Raw genomic sequence first — 19,755 nt, forward strand, 5'->3', positions numbered from 1 at the left:
CATCATGAGACTAAGAACCCATGTTACTAAAAGCTAAAAGTTTTGTACAGGCTTGAAACCTATGATACAAAAAGTAAATATTATGATGCAAAAGGTGTATGTAGGAAAAACATAGAAAGATTACTACTGAATTATTCCTTCCCGGATTAAAAGTTTTTCTATTTTTTTATATTCTTTCGAGTATTGTTTTTCAATGTATTGGTAAATATTTTGAAATTCTGAAGTATTCCTGTATTTGTCGTACTCCGGGTAATAAGTTAAACAGAACTTCAACCAGCCGTAATTTGATTCAGCAGTTTTTAGGGCATTTAAATAATAAAAAGTTTTTTCTTTTTCTCCCAATCCGGCATAAATGTATGAGAGTAATGTATTTGAAAGGTAATCCCATGATAACACGGGTCGATTATGTTCAATCTCATATTCAAACTTTTCAATAAATGGATTCAGGTGAAATAGGGCTTCATCGAACAGTCCGGCATTAATATAAGCTGAACCAAAATAAAGATTTGGTGTGATCGAATCATCTCTATTTATCATTAACTCTTTAGCACGAAGCATATATTCAAATTCCTGCTCATAAATACCCATGCAATTTGAAGTGAACATTAATTGCTCAAAACAAAACAAACTAGTTGGATTAATTTCGAGGTTTTTTTGAAGATAATCATCAGCAATTTCAAAATTACCATTCCACATTTCTAAAAAGGCCATTCGTGCAAAATGAGGAAAGGAATCAGGTCTTTGTTCACAATACATTTTCTCATATTTCAAACTTGTTTCATCAAATCCCATTAATCCAAGGTTTAGCCATAAAATATTAAGGGTATTGGGATCTGGTGACAAATTCATCGGGATTTGCTGTAGATATTTGATGCCACATTCAATCGCCTCGTAATGATGACCAGAATCACTGTACCTGGAAGCATTCGAAAGAAAAAAATCAATATCGTGAACGGCATATCTATCAGCTAATGCCATATACTTTTTTGCTAATTCTGGATCACCCGTTTCACGAAAATAATCTGCTAATAATCTGTATCCCCTGCTATTTCTGTCGTCAAATTGTATAGCTTTATCGGCCATCATTCGTCCAGAATCTAAATAGCATCTGGCCATATTCAAATTCTCTGCATCGGGCAATTCCAACTTACCAGCCCAACCATACATGTCTTTTAAATGTTCGATATAGATGTGGCTCATTTGCACATAAGCTTCGGCCATATTGGAATCATTTTTCAAAGCATTCTCAAAAAATCTTTTTGCTCTTAATACGCTTCCAATGCCTTTATGTACATTTTCAAGTTCATTAATTCCCGCATTATAATAATTAAGTGCAATTAAATTTTCGGAAGGCGTCTCTAATAATTTGTTCCTTTCTTCTGTTTTCAATGAAACTTGCAGTTTAGAAGTAACATCCAATGCAATTTCAGCACAAAAATCAAATATATTTCCGTCCTCGCTTTTGTCCGGATAAGCATCGTTCCATATTTCAATTCCTTTTGAATCAGACAGATGCAAATATATTTTACCAATATTGTTTACCGAAATTCTTTTAGCGTTTAGAATATAATCTGCATTAAAAGACTTAGCTAGTTCCAGATTACTCATATTCATGTATTGTGGCATTTCAGTGACCGAAGAGGAAATAACATTTAATGCTTCAATGTTTTGCAACTTGCTATGAAATTCTTCTCTGAAGATTTTTAATGAGTTATCAGTAACTACAGGATTTTCATCGTTGAAAACAGGGATTACAATAGTAATTTTATTTTCTTCTGGCCGAAAAAAACGGATGTAAGAAAGAATAACTCCAACAACTATGATAAGTGCTATAATGAAAATGTATTTTTTAAAAAGGGTGAGGTTATGTTTGTTAATTTCTTTTTCCTCTTTATTAACAGTAACAGGGTGCATACCTTTTAATACTTCACCGGGAGGGAATCCATACTGTTTGTTGAAACATTTAATAAAATAGGTTGGGCTACCAAATCCCACTTCATAGGCCACTTCAGATACATTGCCCGAATCGTTACGAAGCAATTCCAATGCGCGTTTTAGCCTTATTTCGCTAATAAATTTACTGATTGTTTTATTGGTGTACAGTTTTACTTTTCGATATAAAACGGTACGATTCATGCCCATCTCTCTTGCCAATTCAGATACCCCAAATTGCTCGTTGCCTAAATTGGCTTCCACAATTTCAGTTAACTTTTGAAGGAATTGGTCGTTTGATAAAGACACCTTGTGTAGTTCTTTTGGTTTATATATAAGTTACGGATTATTAAGGATTTATCAAACCGCTTGCTTTCAGATAATATATTCGACTGCAAAGCATGAAAAGTTTCCAATAATTTCAGATTGGTTTCGGCAGCGGAGTTGATGAAGTGCAACAGATCGAATGCGGGTATTTTTATGTAGATTTTACTACTGAATAATTCCTTCCCGGACTAAAAGTTTTTCTATTTTACCGTGTTCTTTATTGTATTTCTTTTCAAATTCTTTTATACAATCCTGGAACTCCGGTTCATTTCGGATATTATCAAACCAAGGACTGGTTTGGTTAATAAAAAATAAAGGAATAGACTTTCTTTGTGCAGAGATTTGTAAGTTTTTTAAAGCGAGTTCTTTTTCACCCATTACAGAATAAACAGCTGCTAATCTAGCATGTGCAAACAGTTCCTGCGCAAAATAGGTATTCAGTCTAATTTGTTCCTTTAGCATTTCAATTTCATTATTAAACATTTCTTTTGCCTTTTTTTCATGACCGGTTATTTGATACAGGTATCCATGAACAATATCAAAACGAAAATTTTGAGAGATCTCTATATCAGCACCATGTAACTTATTGAAATAGAATAAAGCATCTTCTATATCATTAAGATAAACATTAACATCAATCATTTGAGATATTCTATATAAATTAGTTGTATCGCAGTTGTATAATTCCAACATTACTTTTTTAGCTGCTTGGTAATTTCCGGTCAAATAATAAATGAAGGACAATGTATTTTTATAATGCAAAGAATCGTTGGTGATTTTTAGCATTTCTTTCGCAAATTTTATTGCTGTCTCTGGAAATCCTGAATGACATAAATTTTCAATGAAGTTTGATAATGAAGTGGCGTTTAATAATAAAGTGTTTGGTCTGCATTCATAGTAGAGAAGAAAGTATTTTATGGATTCGTGGTATTCGAGATTAAAATACTGAAAGTCAGATTTTGCAAGATAATACTCAAAGTTCTTGCTTTTCCACGATTTTTCAAATGTTGCCAAGGCTTTGTCATCCATTCCTACTCGTTGATAATAATCAGCTTCAAGACGTAAGGCTTTGCTCATATCACTGGTTTCGAATTTCTTCGCTTTTTCAATCATGACAAACCCAGAATCGAGATAGTCGAAATATTTTTCCCACTGATTGTAAGAATAAGTCCAGGCGAGGTTATTAATGTATATATGAGCCATTTGCAAATAAGCATCGGCAAAAGTTGAATCAATTTCTAGCGCCTTTTCAAAAACATTTTTTGCATTTCTGTAATGAATTCTCTTTCTGTCCTTTTCATATAAACGTAAATAGTCTAATCCTTGCAGGTAAAAGTTATAAGCACCCAAATTTTCTGTTGGTTTGCGTGCAATCTCTATTTTCTCGCTGGACGAAATTACAGCTTTAAGAGAGTTAACTACCTGTGAAACTACTTCTGATTGAACTTCGAATGTATTCTCATTTGTTATCTCTCTCACATAAGGTTCCGACCAAAGATGTTCGTCCTTTGCCGATATAAGTTGAAGCTGGATTTTAACCTCATCATTAATCTTCGTTACACTGCCTTCCAAAAAATAGTTAGCATGTAATTCTTTTGCTATTTCTCCTATTGATTTATTGGTATTTCTATAAGTGTCAGCTGTCGTTCTTGATATTATCGTCAAGTCATTAATACCGTCAAGTTTCCCAATTAATTCATCTCGAAATGTTTCAATAATAGATGTGTTTCCAACTTCTTCACTAAAGTCATCAAAGGGCAAAACAACAATTGATTTTTCAACCGTCGTTTTTTCCAATATAAATTGATTTATTAAATAGTAGCCACCGATGGCAAGTATAATGCCGATAAATGCATAGATGTATTTTGAATAAGCGGTGTATTTTTTAGATGGTGGTTTTTGAAAATCTGCATAATCAGTTGTGTGCTGGTGCATACCTTTTAATACTTCACCGGGAGGAAATCCATACTGTTTGTTGAAACATTTAATAAAATAGGTTGGGCTACCAAATCCTACTTCGTAGGCCACTTCAGATACATTGCCCGAATCGTTACGAAGCAATTCCAATGCGCGTTTTAGCCTTATTTCGCTAATAAATTTACTGATTGTTTTATTGGTGAACAGTTTTACTTTTCGATATAAAACGGTGCGATTCATACCCATTTCCCTTGCTAATTCAGATACCCCAAATTGCTCGTTGCCCAAATTGGCTTCCACAATCTCAGTCAACTTTTGAAGGAATTGGTCGGTTGATAATGGCATTTACAAGAGGTCTTTGATTTATATATAATTTACGGATTATTAGGTATTTATCCAATTGCCAGTTCGAGGATTTAAGGTTTTTTAGCACGGGCCGCCTATTGTTGAATGGGCAGCTTTTTTTATGCTAATAACTCAACTTACAGTTCATCCCAAAAATTCCACACTTCGGTAAACCTCTTTTTCAAAAGCTTGATTTTCGGCGGAGATTTGAATCGTGAAAACAATAAACGATTTAATACTTCGAGTCATGAAACAAGCTTTCAAAAGAACAATTACAACAATTCTGCTGCTCTTCCCGGCAATTTTTGTACTTGCACAAACCACTGTTTCAGGATTGGTTACTACCAAACAAGGCAAACCTATTCCCGGCGTAAATATTTTTATAAAAGATACTTACGACGGCGCCAGTTCTGATGACGAGGGCTGGTTTACTTTTCGTACATCAGAAAACGCGAAACAGGTTCTGATGGCCACTTTTATTGGCTATAAATCCTGGGAACAGGAAATCGATTTAACCAGCGATATCAAATTAAAAATCGAATTACAGGAAAGCGTAAACACACTGGATGCCGTTACTATTACTGCGGGAAGTTTTACTGCCGACGATGAAGGCCGGGCCTCGGTAATGAAACCGCTGGATATTTACACCACACCAAGTGCCAACGGCGACGTGATGGCTGCCATCCGAACCATGCCCGGAACACAGGCTTCTGCCGACGACGGCCGTTTGCTCGTGCGCGGAGGCGATGTATACGAAACAGCAACCTACATCGACGGCCTGGTGGCTGCAAAACCTTACTACTCAAAAACACCTGATGTAGCTACCCGTGGACGCTTCTCACCCTCTCTGTTTACCGGAGTTCAGTTTAATACCGGCGGTTATTCGGCCGAATACGGTCAGGCGCTTTCATCGGTTTTAGTGCTTAATTCAACCGGTAAAGCTGAAAACGACAATACAGGAATTTCTCTGATGAGCGTTGGCGGCGAAGCTAACCATACTAGCAGCTGGGACAAAAGTTCGCTGATGCTTTCGGGTGGCTACATTAACTTTTCAGGTTACAATAAAATCTTTAACAGCAATATCGACTGGGGAAAACCGGTGGAGTCGGTGAACGGAACCGCTGTTTTTCGGTACAAACCACGTTCTTCGGGCTTGTTTAAGGCTTATGTAACCACCGATTACGGCAACCTGGCTTATAATGTCCCGGCGGGGAGTGATGGCAATCCGATGAAAATCTCAAATCGGGTAGCAACCGTTTATTCCAACCTTTCGTACCGCGACTGCATTTCCGATAAAAGCTGTTACCGCTTGGGTGTTTCATCAACTTTTCAGGATCAAAAGACCGGGCTTGCAGCCGACGATGTGAATACACGCGAGTGGAGGGTTGAAACCCGTTTTGCACTGGTTCACGATATGTCGGAAGGCATAAAACTTACCTGGGGAGCCAATGAAACTTCACACTTGTATAACCAGGATTATATTCAGGCTGAAGGAGAAACTTACACCGGCAAATTCAAGGATCATTTGCTGGGAGTTTTTGTTGAGCCCGAAATTAAATTCTCTAAAAACCTGGCCATTCGTCCGGGATTGCGAAGCGAATACTCTTCGGTAATTAATAGATGGAATGTGGCACCGCGTTTTGCAGTGGCCTTAAAAACCGGTGAAGATGCGCAGCTTTCGGGAGCGTGGGGTATGTACCACCAAACACCTCAGCCCGATTACCTGAAACTAACCACCAATCTGGATTTTGAGAAAGCCACACACTACATTTTGAGCTATCAGTTTGGAGACGTTTCCGAGCGACTTTTCCGTGCCGAAGCCTATTATAAAACCTACAGCGACCTGGTCACTTATTCTGCCGGTGAAAACGGATTGCCGTCCAACCTTCAGAATACCGGCGATGGTTACGCCGGTGGCCTCGACATTTTCTGGCGCGACCAAAAAACAATTAAAGGTTTCGACTACTGGGTAACCTATTCCTACATCGACACCAAGCGGAAATACAAGTATTACCCTGAAAAAGCCACACCGGAATTTGTTTCCGCTCACACCTTTTCGGTAGTTGGAAAATATTGGGTGAATAAAATAAATACACAGATCGGGATGTCATTTACCGCTGCGAGTGGCCGTCCGTACAACGATCCGAATTCGACGGTATTCAACGGAGAGAAAACAAAAATGTACTCCGACCTCAGTCTGAATTTCAGTCATGTATTTTACCTCGGAAATCAGTATTCAGTATTCTACTGCTCGGTAAACAATGTACTGGGTAACGACAACATTTTGAGTTACCGGCCTTCAGATTTAGCCGACGCACAGGGAAACTACAACTTAATCCCCGTAAAACGCGACCTGAAACGCATGGTCTTTGTGGGGCTGTTTCTGAATTTTTAAGGGATTGTCATACTGAAACAAGTTCAGCATTCCGCACGTCGACAATTCATCCCACAAAAACAACAGTTCGGTAAGGAACAATTTCAGGAGCCACTATTATCGCTGAAATTTGAATCAGAAAATCGTTCACAAAAACAAATAAAATTTAAACAAGATGAAAACAATTATTACCATCCTATTTGTTGCCATTGCTACTACTGCCTTTTCTTCGAAATACGAAGAAGCCATGAAAGCAAACATCGATAAATTGTACACGCTGAATTCTTCGGTTGAACTGCAGGCGCTGGCCAACCAGTTCGAACGCATTGCCAATGCCGAAACCGACAAATGGTTGCCCGATTACTACGCTGCTTACTGCTTTATTCGCTCTACTTTTTTTGATAACATGGAGGCCGATGCCAAACACGTTCAACTCGATAAAGCGCAACAACTGGTTGACAAAATCATGAAAAACCATGACGGTGAATCGGAGATTTTTGCACTGCAGGCCCTGTTGTACCAAATCAGAATTACCGACATGAGCAAAGGAGCCAAATACTCGCAAAAAGCAGCCGAAGCCATTGCTATTGCAGAGAAGCTAAATCCCGAAAATCCAAGAGTGTACTACCTGCGCGGAAGCAATACGTTTCATACACCGAAGTTTTTTGGCGGAGGTGCCGAAAAAGCAAAACCCGATCTGGAGAAAGCAGCTATGATGTTTGAAACTCAGAAACAAACCGATCCGTTGCAACCAGGCTGGGGAGCTTATCACAACAAAGAACTCCTGAGCCAGTGCAGCGAAACCGAAAATAATTAAACATGGTAAGAGCGATCGATGATGCATTTTTCGATAGAATGCATCATCGATTGCTTTACAAGTTACTATTCCTGCAAAATTTACTAATTTGTCACCTGCAAAATCTGTCTCCTTGAAAACTAAAATTGCCATACGAATTTCCACCATTATTGTTGTTTCAATATTAATTGGAATTGTTACGAGTTTCCTGATGGGCGGCAGCCTGAATAAATCGCTCGAAGCGTATTTATGGAACGCCGGTTATTCCATTTCGCTCGGTTTTCCCTTGTTTATGAACGGCTTGCTTTTTGATAAAGTGGCTTCCCGTTTTATCGACTGGATCCGAAAACCACTAAAAAGCATTTTAACTGCGCTTGTTTTGCACCTCGCCTACTCCAGCCTTGTAATTTTTGTAGTTAACTGGTTCTGGTTTATGATTATTCTCGATCAGAACTGGGAAAATTTCTGGACATGGAACAAGGGAACAATTATTTCGGAGTACATCATTTTTATAATCATTGCCGCTATTATATATGCCATTTCGTTTTTCAAGGCCTGGCGCGAAGAGGTAAGTCAAAAAGAAAAGGTGAAAAGCGAAGCGTTGGCACTCCAGTACAAAGTGCTGCAGGATCAGATCAATCCGCATTTTCTTTTTAATAGTTTGAATGTCCTCCGCAGCCTCATCGATCTGGATGTTGAAAAGGCCAAAACCTTTACCGGCGAACTCTCCACTTTTTACCGCGACCTGCTGCATTTTAAAAACCTGGATATTGTTTCGCTGAAAGAAGAAATCGATTTTGTAAAAAAATACATCTACCTGCAACAGATCAGGTTTGGTGAAGCCCTGCAGGTTGACATTATTGCCAACGAAAAAATCGACGGGAAAGTAATTCCGCTTTCACTGCAATCGCTGGTTGAAAATGCCATAAAACACAACGAAATGTCGATGGCGAATCCCTTAAAAATTGTGATTGCCATTTCCGACGATTATGAGCTGGTAGTTGAAAATAACCTTCAGCCGAAAAAAGTGCTGGAGCAACCCAGCCAGACCGGACTCAAAAACCTGGCCGGGCGTTACGAATACCTTACCGGAAAAGAAATGATCATTACCAAAAATGCCCACTATTTTAGGGTGAGTTTGCCGCTGATACGGATGGAAGGGTGAAGGATTGAAGGTTTGAGGGACTGAAGGTTTGAAGGTTTGAGGGACTGAAGGTTTGAAGGTTTGAGGGACTGAAGGATTGAAGGACTGATGTGATGCTGATTATCATTGAAAGAACAAAAAGCTCGTAGCTCACAGCTCGAGGCTCGAGGCTAAATTATGAAAGTACTGATTGTAGAAGATGAACCACTGGCGGCAGCACAACTGGCTGCACACCTTTCGGCACTGAGGCCGGATGCAGAAATACTGGCGGTTTGCGACACCGTAAAAGCAGTTGTTGATTGGATGAGCAACAACGAAGCTCCCGAACTGGCTTTTTTTGATATCCAGCTTGGCGATGGATTGAGTTTCGACATCTTCGAACAAATCGATTTCAAAACGCCGGTGATCTTCACTACGGCTTATAACGAATACGCCATCCGGGCATTTAAAGTCAACAGTATCGATTACCTTCTGAAACCTATCGAACGCCCTGAACTGGAAAAAGCGCTGATCAAATTTGAAGAGCTTGCAAAGCCGGCGGCTACGTCTATTTCGTCGGCGATACTCGCAGAAATCATCGATTCGATAAAAAAACAGGAATACAAAGAACGCTTCCTGGTAAAAGTCGGCACGCATCTTCGTGTAATCGAAACCACCGATATTCTGTATTTCTACAGCTTCGAAAAAGGAACATACGCCAAACTCAGCGACGGCAAAGATTTCCTGCTCGACCAAAGTCTCGAACTCGTGGAAGGAATGATAGACCCGTCACAGTTTTTCAGGATCAACCGAAAATACCTGGTTGCGCTAAAATCGATTACCGATGTAGTGGCTTACAGCAATTCGCGCCTGAAGTTAAAAGTGAAACACCCCAACGACGACGATTTTCTGGTAGCCCGCGAGAAGGTGAAAGACTTTAAAAACTGGCTGGAAGGAGAAATCTAATGAACTATCACCTTTCTAATTCTTTTAAGTAAGAATTGTTTTCATTTCCGTCTCATCAGGTGCTGTCCGGCTTCGTTACATAACGAGCAAATGTTTCTCCGTTTTAAAAACTTTGAGTTTAATAAATGTAGCTACACAACAGTTGGACAAACTAAAAATTGGCGCTATTTTTGCTGATAGTCAAGCGACTAAACAAAATAAAATGAAACTAATAAACCTACTCCCAATTCTACTGATCACACTGTCACTAAATCTTTTTGCCCAAAACGAAAACACACTTAAACACGAATCAGAATCTGTTCCCCCTTTTCAGAAACTTTACCTTCACACCGACCATGAATTTTATTTCTACGGAGATACAATCTGGTTTGCGGCTTATCTGCTTCATCCGCAAACGCATCAACCTGTAAAAACTGATTGTAATTTATATGTAGAGTTAGCCGACAGCAGTGCCAACATTGTTCATCAGGAGCTGTTTCCCATTCACCAGGGATTTTGTCCGGGTCAGTTATCACTCAACGATCCAAATCTAAAGGAAGGAAACTTTCTGATCAGGGCTTACACCGATTTACTGGGCGCTTATGGCGACGATATGAACTTCTCAAAACCGATCAGCATTGCCCGGGTAAAAAACAAAGTGCTGTACGAGCAGCATCAAAATAGAATCACCAAAGTAAGTATCGATTTATTTCCTGAGGGAGGCTTTCTTTTAGCCGATACTTACAACCAGATGGCGTTTACAGCAACTGACGGTGCCGGCAGAAGAATCGATATTCGTGGAAAGTTAATGAATCGCGCCGGAGAAGAGCTGCTGAAATTTGCTTCATTGTATGACGGAATGGGCATTATCCATTTCGTGCCCGAACAGAAAGAAACGTACACACTTGAAATTGACGGATATCCAAATGTAGAATACAATTTCCCCGAGATTATGAACAGCGGAGTTAAACTGATGGTTACACGTCAAAATAAAAATGGCGTTGAACTGGTTATCAACTCAAATAATCGGGAGGAAAATGGAACTTATTCCGTTGCAGCGATGCACCGCGGTATTTTGACTTCCTACACCGATGTTGGCTCGTGCGAAACAGAAAAAACGGTTTCCATAAAAAATGAACTTCTAAAAACTGGAATAAACCGGATTATTGTACTCGATCAAAATTTGGTGCCACTTTCTGAACGACTTGTTTTTATTGACAATTCAGACTGCGCGGCACTCGACATCAGCCTGAATAATTCACATTTCGTTCCTCGTGAAGAAGTAGAAATTGAGGTAATTGGCAACAAGAAAATTTCTTTACAAGAACAAGTGAATCTTTCCGTTACAGTCATCGATGAGAGTTCATTTCCTACAACCGGAGTTACACAAAACATAAAATCGTACCTCCTGCTCGATTCTGAATTAAGGGGATACATTGCAAATCCGGCCGGGTATTTTATTGATGAACCAACGGTCTCATCGGCACAAAAACTGAACCTGTTAATGCTTACCCATGGCTGGAGCAACTACATTTGGAATTCGTTAGCGGAAAAAGAAAAAACGCCTGATTTTGAAACAAGGTTGGGGCTCACTTTAAGCGGTACACTGAAGAATTATTACCAGTCAAAAAGGCTAAACGATGGAAATGTAATGCTGAGTGTGTCTTCCAGCGAAAATAAATTTATGCAATTTACTCCCTCCGATTCCCTGGGACGCTACACCTTTAAAAATGTGCAGTTTTACGATTCGGCCACTGTAATCGTGCAAGGAACCAATCGTAAGAACAAGACAAACACAACCGTAACCTTAAACAATTTTCAATTCGCATCTCCTGGGATAACGCCCGCCGAAATCACCATGATGAGGAATTTATCAGATATGCCGGTTTCTTTGCTTCAAAGAAAATATGAAAACGACCTGGAATTAAAAGAATTCTTCCCCGACCGCTACGCGCATCTTATTGGTGAAATTAATGTGATCGCAGATAAACCGAAAGAAGAAAATAAAGGAAGAATACAAATATACAGTGAACCAACCTACACCATCGAAATGGTGGATAATGCTTATGCCTACCCCGATATTATTGAATATCTGAAAGGACGCGTCCCCGGAGGATTTGGAGGTATATACCTGATTGACGGGATTGAAATAACAGGAATCGATTCAATGTTTAATCCTGTAACATCCATCCCAATGGAAATGATAGAAAGAGTGGAAATTTTAAAGCGTGCGCAAGCTGCCATTTTTGGAATGCAAGGAGCGCATGGTGCCGTTAACATTATTCTGAAAAGAGGTGGCGAATATGCTCCTTCGCCAAATACTCTTAAGGGTACTTTGGCCAGACGGATTCAGGGTTTTTCCAGTTACCGGGAGTTCTATTCTCCAAAATACACCAGCGAAAATATTCATTCCGAAATTCCGGACAAACGCACCACTTTATACTGGAATCCTTCTGTCAGCCTGAATCATGGCAAAGCCAGCATATCCTTTTTTACCTGCGACAATATTTCCGACTATAAAATTTATATTGAAGGAATTTCTGAAAACGGAACAATTTGCCTGGGTGAAGCGGAATTTACCGTGAACGAAAAAGACCGTAATTCTAATGATTTTTAGACCGAATGGTCAAACACCTCTCTCTAAATTTTGTAAATTACAGGCTGCTAAAACAATAAGCAGACTTAACCTGGTGATCAAACTAAACTTTCAAAGATGAATCCAAAGCTTCTTATCAGATTCTTATTACTTGTATTCATATTAAGCTCCCTGAAAAGTACGGGTCAGGATGCTGTTGAAAAAGTGGCCGGTATTCCGGTCAATTACAACGAAGCACTTGTTAAGCCATATATCTTGCCCGATCCGCTGGCTTTGGCTAATGGTAAAAAAGTAAGAGACACCGATACATGGTATTCCACAAGGCGACCTGAAATTATTCGTTTATTTGAAGAGCACCAATTTGGGAAGGCACCCAACCGAAAAGAAGTCAGTTTTAAAGTATTTGATTCCGGAACAGCGGCATTTAACAATCAGGCCATCCGCAAACAAGTGACTCTTTGTTTCACCAAAGATACGACGGACCATAAGGCCGATCTGCTAATTTATCTTCCCGCCAACTCAAAAGGTCCGGTGCCATTGTTATTGAATATCAGTTTTGTTCCAAATGCAGTGACCGTTGATGATCCGGGCGTTCGAAAAGGTATGATGTGGGGACGTGACGGAAAACGAGTGCCGATCCCCGATGGAATGAGTTTTGGAAGAATGGATGCCCAAAAATTCATAGCTGCAGGTTTTGGATTTGCCACCATCTACTACGGTGATATCGAGCCTGATTTTGCCAAAGGAATTTCATACGGCATCAGGGGATATTACTTTAAGAAAGACCAAAGTTATCCCGCCCCGGATGAATGGGGAGCAATAGCTGCCTGGGCCTGGGGACTTAGCTGCGCCATGGATTACCTGGAAACAGACAGTGACATCGACTCAAAAAAAGTGGCCCTTTTTGGTATATCTCGATTGGGAAAAACCGTTTTGTGGGCGGGTGCACACGATCAGCGTTTTGGGATGGTAATCGCAAGTTGTTCAGGCGAAGGAGGAGCCGCGCTTTCGAGACGGGAATATGGTGAAACCATCAAACACATGACCGACTCCACAAGGTATTTTTACCAATTCTGTGGTAACCGGGCACTTTATGGCGACGACCCCGGGCTATCGCCGGTGGATGCACACATGCTGATAGCATTAATGGCTCCCCGGCCACTTTTACTGCAGACCGGAACAACGGACAACTGGTCTGATCCGAAGGGCGAATTTTTGTCTGCGGTAGCAGCAGAGCCCGTTTATGAACTGCTGGGCAAAAAAGGTCTGGAAACTAAAACCATGCCGGCTGCCAATGTCCCGATCCTCCACGATCTGGGCTATTACATGCACGAAGGAGGCCATGGAACCGTGCCGGAGGATTACGACATTTTTCTGAAATTTATGAAAATGCATTTTTCAGCAACTGAATAAATATTCTGCCATCAATAAATCGAGCCTAACCATGAAACTACTATTCTCTTTTTTGTGTGTTGTTCTGATGCAAACTACCTGCTTTGCCCAACTGCCGCCTGTATTTGGTCCGGATTACGAAGGTAAAGCACGTAAAGACGAGTTAACACGTGTTTTTATCGCTCCACAACGCATTATGTGGACTTCCGATCCCAACGGCGAACGAATCACCAACACTGAAGTACTCTTAAAAATTGGAAACAGCCAGTCGGAAATGAGCCAAAGAAAGATCTTTTGCTCCATGAAAAGCACCGACACAGATACAGCTTCCATATTACTTGACTACGGAAAGGAACTTCACGGAGGGCTGCAACTCGTAATGGGAGGTTCCTCGCGCCGCGAACCATCACTGGTCAGGATTCGTTTTGGCGAATCCGTTGGAGAAGCAAACAGCCAGACTTACAACTCGGACTGGCTGATGGGTTTTTCAACCGACGACCATGCCAAGCGCGACATCATTATGGAAATTCCACGCACCGGGCTTATTGAAATCGGCAACACCGGATTTCGCTTTGTTCGTATCGATCTGCTTCAACCCAATACCACCATCAATCTGAAAGAAGTCAGTGCTATTTTACGTTACCGCGATATTCCTTATCTGGGTTCTTTTAACAGCAGCAACGACAGGCTAAATAAAATCTGGATGACCGGAGCTTACACCACTCATTTGAACATGCAGGAATACCTGTGGGATGGCATTAAACGCGACCGGCTGGTGTGGTTGGGCGATTTTCATCCCGAACTGAAGACGATAACAAAAGTTTTCGGCGATAATGAAGTGGTTCCCCGCAGTCTCGACCTGGCCTGCGAACAGTATCCCCTACCTAACTGGATGAACGGAATGAGTTCGTATTCAATGTGGTACCTCATCATTCATCACGACTGGTACATGCAGAATGGCGACCTTGATTTTTTGAATCGCCACCGGGATTACATTGTTGGTTTGATTGACCTGATCGCTTCTAAAATTGAGGCTGACGGAACGGAAACCTTAAGTCCTTTCCGCTTTTTAGACTGGCCATCAACGCCAAACAAGGAAGGCGTGGAAGCCGGTTACCGTGCACTCCTGGTTTGGGCTCTGAAAGATGCACGTAAGTTGTGTGAAATTCTGGATGCGGCGGAAGCAGCCCAACAGTGCGATTCATCCATCGAAAAACTGAACCGTAAAGTGATGGGACACAACGACCTGAAACAAGCTGCTGCATTAATGGCAGTAGCAGGTATTTTAGATCCTACAAAAGCCTGTAAAGAAGTAATAGCAGTAGACGGAGCAGCACGTTTTTCAACCTTTTATGGTCTGTACATGCTCGATGCGCTGGCTATGGCCGGCCTTTACAATCAGGCACTCGAAATTGTGAGCGATTACTGGGGAGGTATGCTCGACATGGGAGCCACTACTTTCTGGGAAGATTTTAATATCGAATGGATGGAAAATTCTGCCCGCCTCGACGAGTTCACACCCGAAGGGATGAACGACATACACGGTTCATTCGGAGCCTACTGTTATCCCAGCTACCGGCATAGTCTGTGTCATGGCTGGTCGTCGGGAGTCACAGCCTGGTTGACGGAAAATGTACTGGGGATAAAAGTATTGGAGCCCGGATGTAAAACCTTAAAAGTAGAACCCCACCTGGGAGACCTGGAATGGGCGGAAGGCAGTTTTCCAACGCCATTGGGTGTGGTTAATGTAAAGCATACCAAGCTAACAAATGGAGCAATTGATACAAAAATCGATGCTCCGGACGGGATTAAAATTGTTCGGTAAAAGACGTTGATTCCATCACAAAGTACTACAACGCTTTAATTCTGATGTTCTTAAACCAAATTGGTGCGCCGGCATGTTTTCCCTGAAAGCCAATTTTCCCTTTAGTTGCTAATTCAGCAAAGGGAGTACTTAGCCACGATGGAATGTCTGTACCATCCGGGTTCTTCGTTCCGCTTGTCCAAAGTGCCATGTCCATCTCAGTAACGATTTTCCCGTTCAATTCAACGGAAATTTCCCGATCGTGACAACTCACGCGCATTTTATTCCATTTACCCGGCTTTTTAACGCGGCTTTCACTGGCAGCCAAGTGACCAAAAATAGCACCACACTGCCAGGTTTTATCAGCAGTTGCCCATTGTTCGGCGTAGTCATCGGCAATTTGTATTTCAACAGAATTAGGGATCCAGTTCTTGGTATCGGTGCAATACACAATAACCCCACTATTTGTTCCTTCTGCTGTTTTAAATTCCAATTCCAAAACAAAATTATCGTAGTCATCAACGGTCCAGATACACTCGTCCTCGCTTGCCGTTAACACACCATTCTCAGCTGTCCAAACTCCTGCTTTGTAAGCAGCATTCGATAAATCATCTTCGAACAAATTTTTCCATGTCGGTTGCGCCTGCAGTGAAGTTGCCACAAGAACGCACAGCATAATTGAGAGCACCAATTTTTTTGATTTCATAATTCCGTTTAAATTTCAGTGATTATGTCCGAAGATAGAGATTTTGGATGAAGATGACCAGACCGAATTATTGGATAATGAATACTTATAAATAACAATCCTGAATGAATTGAACCTTTTGGCATGTTTCTCGTAGAATCCGGCACACCAAAAAATTAGCCTGATGAAAAAAATTTTGTCTCTATTCACACTGGTTGTCCTGTTTTGCGGGTTTACAACTGTACCTAAAAGTTCTGACGAAGAAAAAGCCATGCAATCCATCACTGGATTTTATGATGCCATGAAGGTTTTTGATTATGACGGATTTGATAAATATTGTGCCGATGATTTTTCTGTCATCGATGCAGGTGTTTATTACAAAAATCTGGACGAATTCAAAGCCCAGGTGAAAAACTATGAAAGTGCAACAATAGAGAAAATCAGTCTCGAACCTTTTAAGTCAGATTTTGACGGAAAACAAGGGCTCATTCTTTTAAAATTCACGATTGATGGTAAATTCCAGGGAGAGAACCTGCATGTAGTGGCTCTCGAGAATTACGTCATGGAGAAAGAACATGGCAATTGGTTAATCGCATTTTGCCAGAGTACCCCGATCGAAGGATAGAAGTAAAATAATGCAATAAAAAAGGCCGGCATCCCAATCGGGAAACCGGCCTTCCTGCTTCTGTTTTTTGCTGTTTAATTATTAACTATTTCTTTTCTTCTTTTTCTTCTACTTCAACGTTAACTTTTACTTCGTCGCCTTCCTTTATTTTTTTAATCACGATTTTCTTACCGTCTTTTTCGATCACCTTTTCGCCTTCTTCCATATTTTCCACGCTCCAAACACCGCCATCTTCAAGAATTTCTACTTTACCATCGTCGCCGGCAATTACTTTTATGCGCTTTTCTACCGGAGCATGCATCCCGTGTATCATTGGTGCACCATTAATTATGATCTCTTCATTCATTTCAATAGCCTCTTCCGATGGTTTTTCGCGAACAATCACGATTTTTTCCTTACCGTCTTTCAAGTCTTTTTTCTCGTAAGAAACAATACCCGGATCGCTAAGGTCTATTACGTTTCCTTTTTTACGGTCGCCAACAAACATCATTTTATGTGGTGCGGCAGGCGCTCCAAAAAATACATCTTCATCGCTGTCGGCATGCCATTTCATTACCTTCATATGATCTTCATCGCCAGCAGTAATCATTTTTACACGGTATTGCTTTGTTGAATCGTCATTGGTTTTGAATTCGTAAACCATCGGAGCAGTTGCATCGCCCGATTTCATCACAATCACTTTATGCTTTCCATCGGTTTTTACATCGAAATTCATGTCCATGTCAAAATCAAAATCACCATCTTCGCTTATCCATTTCAAAGCGCCGTCTTTTCCAATGGTGTCGCCATTCCATACAAAAACCTGGTTGGCTTCCAATACGGTATCAATTTCAACTTTTTTACCACTATCATCTATGCGCACAAGGTTAATGTGCTTTTTTCCTTTTTTAGGCGGATCCTGTGGAACGTCGGTAAATAATACGGCAGAGGTTAACAGAATAGCTGAAGTCAGCATTGCAGCGATCGTAAAAATACTTTTCATAGGACTTAAAATTTTTGTTTTTTGATTTCTGGAACAAATATAGCCTACAAACTGTGACACAATCCGTTAAAGCCTGGTTAAACTCTGTTAAGGAAAAGTTAAAATCCAAAAATGGCCCGGCTAAATAGCTATATTTGAGCCATGAACAAAAAATTATTTACCGCACTGGTCATTCTGATGGGCATCTCTATTTTAGGGATCATCACCGTACAATTGATCTGGATGAACAATGCCGTTCGGGTAAAAAACGAAATGTTCGATCGCAGCGTGAATGAAGCGATGCAACGCACGATTAACCGGCTTGAAGACATCCACAATTTTGGTGTTGTGAACGACATGATTTTCGATGACGATTCGCTGCATTGGGCAACTGCTCCGGAAATTGCGCTTGATTTGGATGAAGAAAGGCAATTCTGGCATGCCCGGGTCGATTCTGAAAGCACGCTTAAGGCAAAGCGCAAACCAATAAAAATTATTCGCGAGATCTCTCCCAACAATAAAGAAGCTGTTATCGAGATTAAGGTAGAAAACGACAGCGATGACAACAGCCGTCAGACCTTTACTTATAATGTTCGGCAAACCACCAGCCCCGCTCATGTTGTGGTTGCAGGCAATAATACCGGCGCAAACAGCATGGTATTTATAAAAAAAGACACCATAATTTCGGATGCCGATTCCTTGTACACTTTTACTTCCGTGAAGATCGATTCGGTGTTGATGGAACTCGATACTTTTAATGTTTTGCGTCCCGATTTTTCGCAGCGGGTGCAGGTAAAAGCCGGGAATCTGAAACGCATTGCCAATAAAATGGTGAGCGAAGTGTCGGGCTGGGATGTACGACAAATTGATGAAACCCAGATATTCGATGTGTTAACAACTGAATTACTCCAGGGAAATATTACGCTCGACTTTGAATTTGGAATTATCCACGACAGCATTGCCGATTTCCCCATGGGCGTAAGTGATTCTTTGGCAGTGGTATCATCTGCATTTCAGGCCAACCTTTATCCCAACGATATCTTTCAGAAAAACATTAAACTGGCCGTATTTTTCCCGGAGAAAGGCAGTTTTATCTATCGCTCGCTGAACTGGTTGCTGGTGGCCTCGTTTATGTTCTCACTCTTTATTCTGATGGCCTTCGCACTGAGCATTTTTTACATCCTGCGCCAGAAGAAGATCTCGGAAATGAAATCGGATTTCATCAACAACATGACGCACGAATTTAAAACGCCGATTGCCACCATTTCGGTAGCTACCGATTCTATTACCAACGATAAAGTGGTGAATGATCCCGAACGTATCCGTTATTTTGCAGGGATGATAAAAAAAGAAAACACCCGTATGAACCGACAGGTGGAAGACATTCTTACGATTGCCCGCCTCGACCGCAAAGAGTTTGATTTCCGCTGGGAAACCATCGATGTACACGAGTTGATTGAAGATGCCATTCAGGGTATTATTTTACAAATAGAGAAACGCAGCGGGAAAATAGAAATGGATTTTGGCGCTGTCAACTCGGTAGTAACCACCGATAAAATTCATTGTACAAATGTGGTGTACAACCTCATCGATAATGCCAATAAATATTCTCCCGACGCACCGGAGATCACAATTAGCACAAAAAATACTGCAAAGGGAATTTTAATTTCGGTGGCCGACAAAGGCATTGGAATGAATAAAGTGGTGCAGGCAAAAATATTTGAGCGCTTTTACCGGCAAACCAGCGGAAACGTGCATAATGTTAAGGGATTCGGGTTGGGCCTCAGCTACGTGAAAGCCGTTATAGAAGCCAATAAAGGAACTATTTCGGTTTCCAGTGAACCGGGTAAGGGAAGTAAATTTGATGTATTTTTACCTTTTGTGAGGGAGTAAACCTCCTCACTCGTACTTAAAGGAGGAGAATTGAGGCCGG

13 protein-coding genes are annotated in these 19,755 nt (G+C 40.9%); 9 read left to right on the forward strand and 4 right to left on the reverse strand.

Annotated elements, in window-relative coordinates:
• Window positions 1–123: 123 nt before the first annotated feature.
• Window positions 124–2,196 carry a helix-turn-helix domain-containing protein gene (locus HFD85_RS12480; protein WP_167610074.1) on the reverse strand — a complete coding sequence of 691 codons (2,073 nt, stop codon included), beginning with the start codon at window positions 2,194–2,196 and terminating at the stop codon, window positions 124–126.
• Window positions 2,197–2,424: 228 nt separating this feature from the next.
• On the reverse strand, window positions 2,425–4,521 hold the full coding sequence (locus HFD85_RS12485; RefSeq protein ID WP_167610078.1) for a helix-turn-helix domain-containing protein: 2,097 nt from the start codon (window positions 4,519–4,521) through the stop codon (window positions 2,425–2,427).
• Window positions 4,522–4,768: 247 nt separating this feature from the next.
• Here HFD85_RS12485 and HFD85_RS12490 point away from each other — a divergent pair, with 247 nt between their 5' ends.
• From HFD85_RS12490 to HFD85_RS12520, 7 genes are all read left to right on the forward strand, one after another.
• Window positions 4,769–6,916 (forward strand): TonB-dependent receptor, encoded by a 2,148-nt coding sequence (locus HFD85_RS12490; protein WP_167610081.1) that lies wholly within the window; start codon window positions 4,769–4,771, stop codon window positions 6,914–6,916.
• A 154-nt stretch (window positions 6,917–7,070) separates the two neighbouring features.
• Window positions 7,071–7,712, forward strand: a complete 642-nt coding sequence (locus HFD85_RS12495) for a hypothetical protein (RefSeq protein ID WP_167610084.1) — start codon at window positions 7,071–7,073, stop codon at window positions 7,710–7,712.
• Window positions 7,713–7,824: 112 nt separating this feature from the next.
• Window positions 7,825–8,856: a sensor histidine kinase gene (locus tag HFD85_RS12500; RefSeq protein ID WP_167610087.1), complete on the forward strand. Its 1,032-nt coding sequence runs from the start codon at window positions 7,825–7,827 to the stop codon at window positions 8,854–8,856.
• Window positions 8,857–9,012: 156 nt separating this feature from the next.
• On the forward strand, window positions 9,013–9,780 hold the full coding sequence (locus HFD85_RS12505) for a LytR/AlgR family response regulator transcription factor (protein ID WP_167610090.1): 768 nt from the start codon (window positions 9,013–9,015) through the stop codon (window positions 9,778–9,780).
• Between the two features lie 202 nt (window positions 9,781–9,982).
• Window positions 9,983–12,376, forward strand: coding sequence for a TonB-dependent receptor (locus HFD85_RS12510; RefSeq protein WP_167610093.1), 2,394 nt, complete (start codon window positions 9,983–9,985; stop codon window positions 12,374–12,376).
• A gap of 96 nt (window positions 12,377–12,472) precedes the next feature.
• On the forward strand, window positions 12,473–13,768 hold the full coding sequence (locus HFD85_RS12515) for an alpha/beta hydrolase family protein (RefSeq protein WP_167610096.1): 1,296 nt from the start codon (window positions 12,473–12,475) through the stop codon (window positions 13,766–13,768).
• Window positions 13,769–13,799: 31 nt separating this feature from the next.
• The gene (locus HFD85_RS12520) at window positions 13,800–15,572 is read left to right on the forward strand and encodes an alpha-L-rhamnosidase-related protein (protein WP_167610099.1); all 1,773 of its coding nucleotides are present in this window, start codon (window positions 13,800–13,802) and stop codon (window positions 15,570–15,572) included.
• A 25-nt stretch (window positions 15,573–15,597) separates the two neighbouring features.
• Here the strand turns inward: HFD85_RS12520 and HFD85_RS12525 are convergent, their stop codons facing one another.
• Window positions 15,598–16,257, reverse strand: a complete 660-nt coding sequence (locus HFD85_RS12525) for a 3-keto-disaccharide hydrolase (protein WP_167610102.1) — start codon at window positions 16,255–16,257, stop codon at window positions 15,598–15,600.
• A 163-nt stretch (window positions 16,258–16,420) separates the two neighbouring features.
• On the opposite strand from HFD85_RS12525, the gene HFD85_RS12530 reads away from it, so the two are divergent.
• Window positions 16,421–16,861 carry a nuclear transport factor 2 family protein gene (locus tag HFD85_RS12530; RefSeq protein ID WP_167610105.1) on the forward strand — a complete coding sequence of 147 codons (441 nt, stop codon included), beginning with the start codon at window positions 16,421–16,423 and terminating at the stop codon, window positions 16,859–16,861.
• An 85-nt stretch (window positions 16,862–16,946) separates the two neighbouring features.
• Here HFD85_RS12530 and HFD85_RS12535 read toward each other — a convergent pair whose 3' ends face one another.
• Window positions 16,947–17,843 carry a hypothetical protein gene (locus tag HFD85_RS12535; RefSeq protein ID WP_167610108.1) on the reverse strand — a complete coding sequence of 299 codons (897 nt, stop codon included), beginning with the start codon at window positions 17,841–17,843 and terminating at the stop codon, window positions 16,947–16,949.
• Window positions 17,844–17,984: 141 nt separating this feature from the next.
• On the opposite strand from HFD85_RS12535, the gene HFD85_RS12540 reads away from it, so the two are divergent.
• On the forward strand, window positions 17,985–19,715 hold the full coding sequence (locus HFD85_RS12540) for a sensor histidine kinase (RefSeq protein ID WP_167610111.1): 1,731 nt from the start codon (window positions 17,985–17,987) through the stop codon (window positions 19,713–19,715).
• The last annotated feature ends 40 nt before the right edge of the window (window positions 19,716–19,755 follow it).

This window comes from Maribellus sediminis (assembly GCF_011799805.1).
Taxonomy (GTDB): domain Bacteria; phylum Bacteroidota; class Bacteroidia; order Bacteroidales; family Prolixibacteraceae; genus Draconibacterium; species Draconibacterium sediminis_A.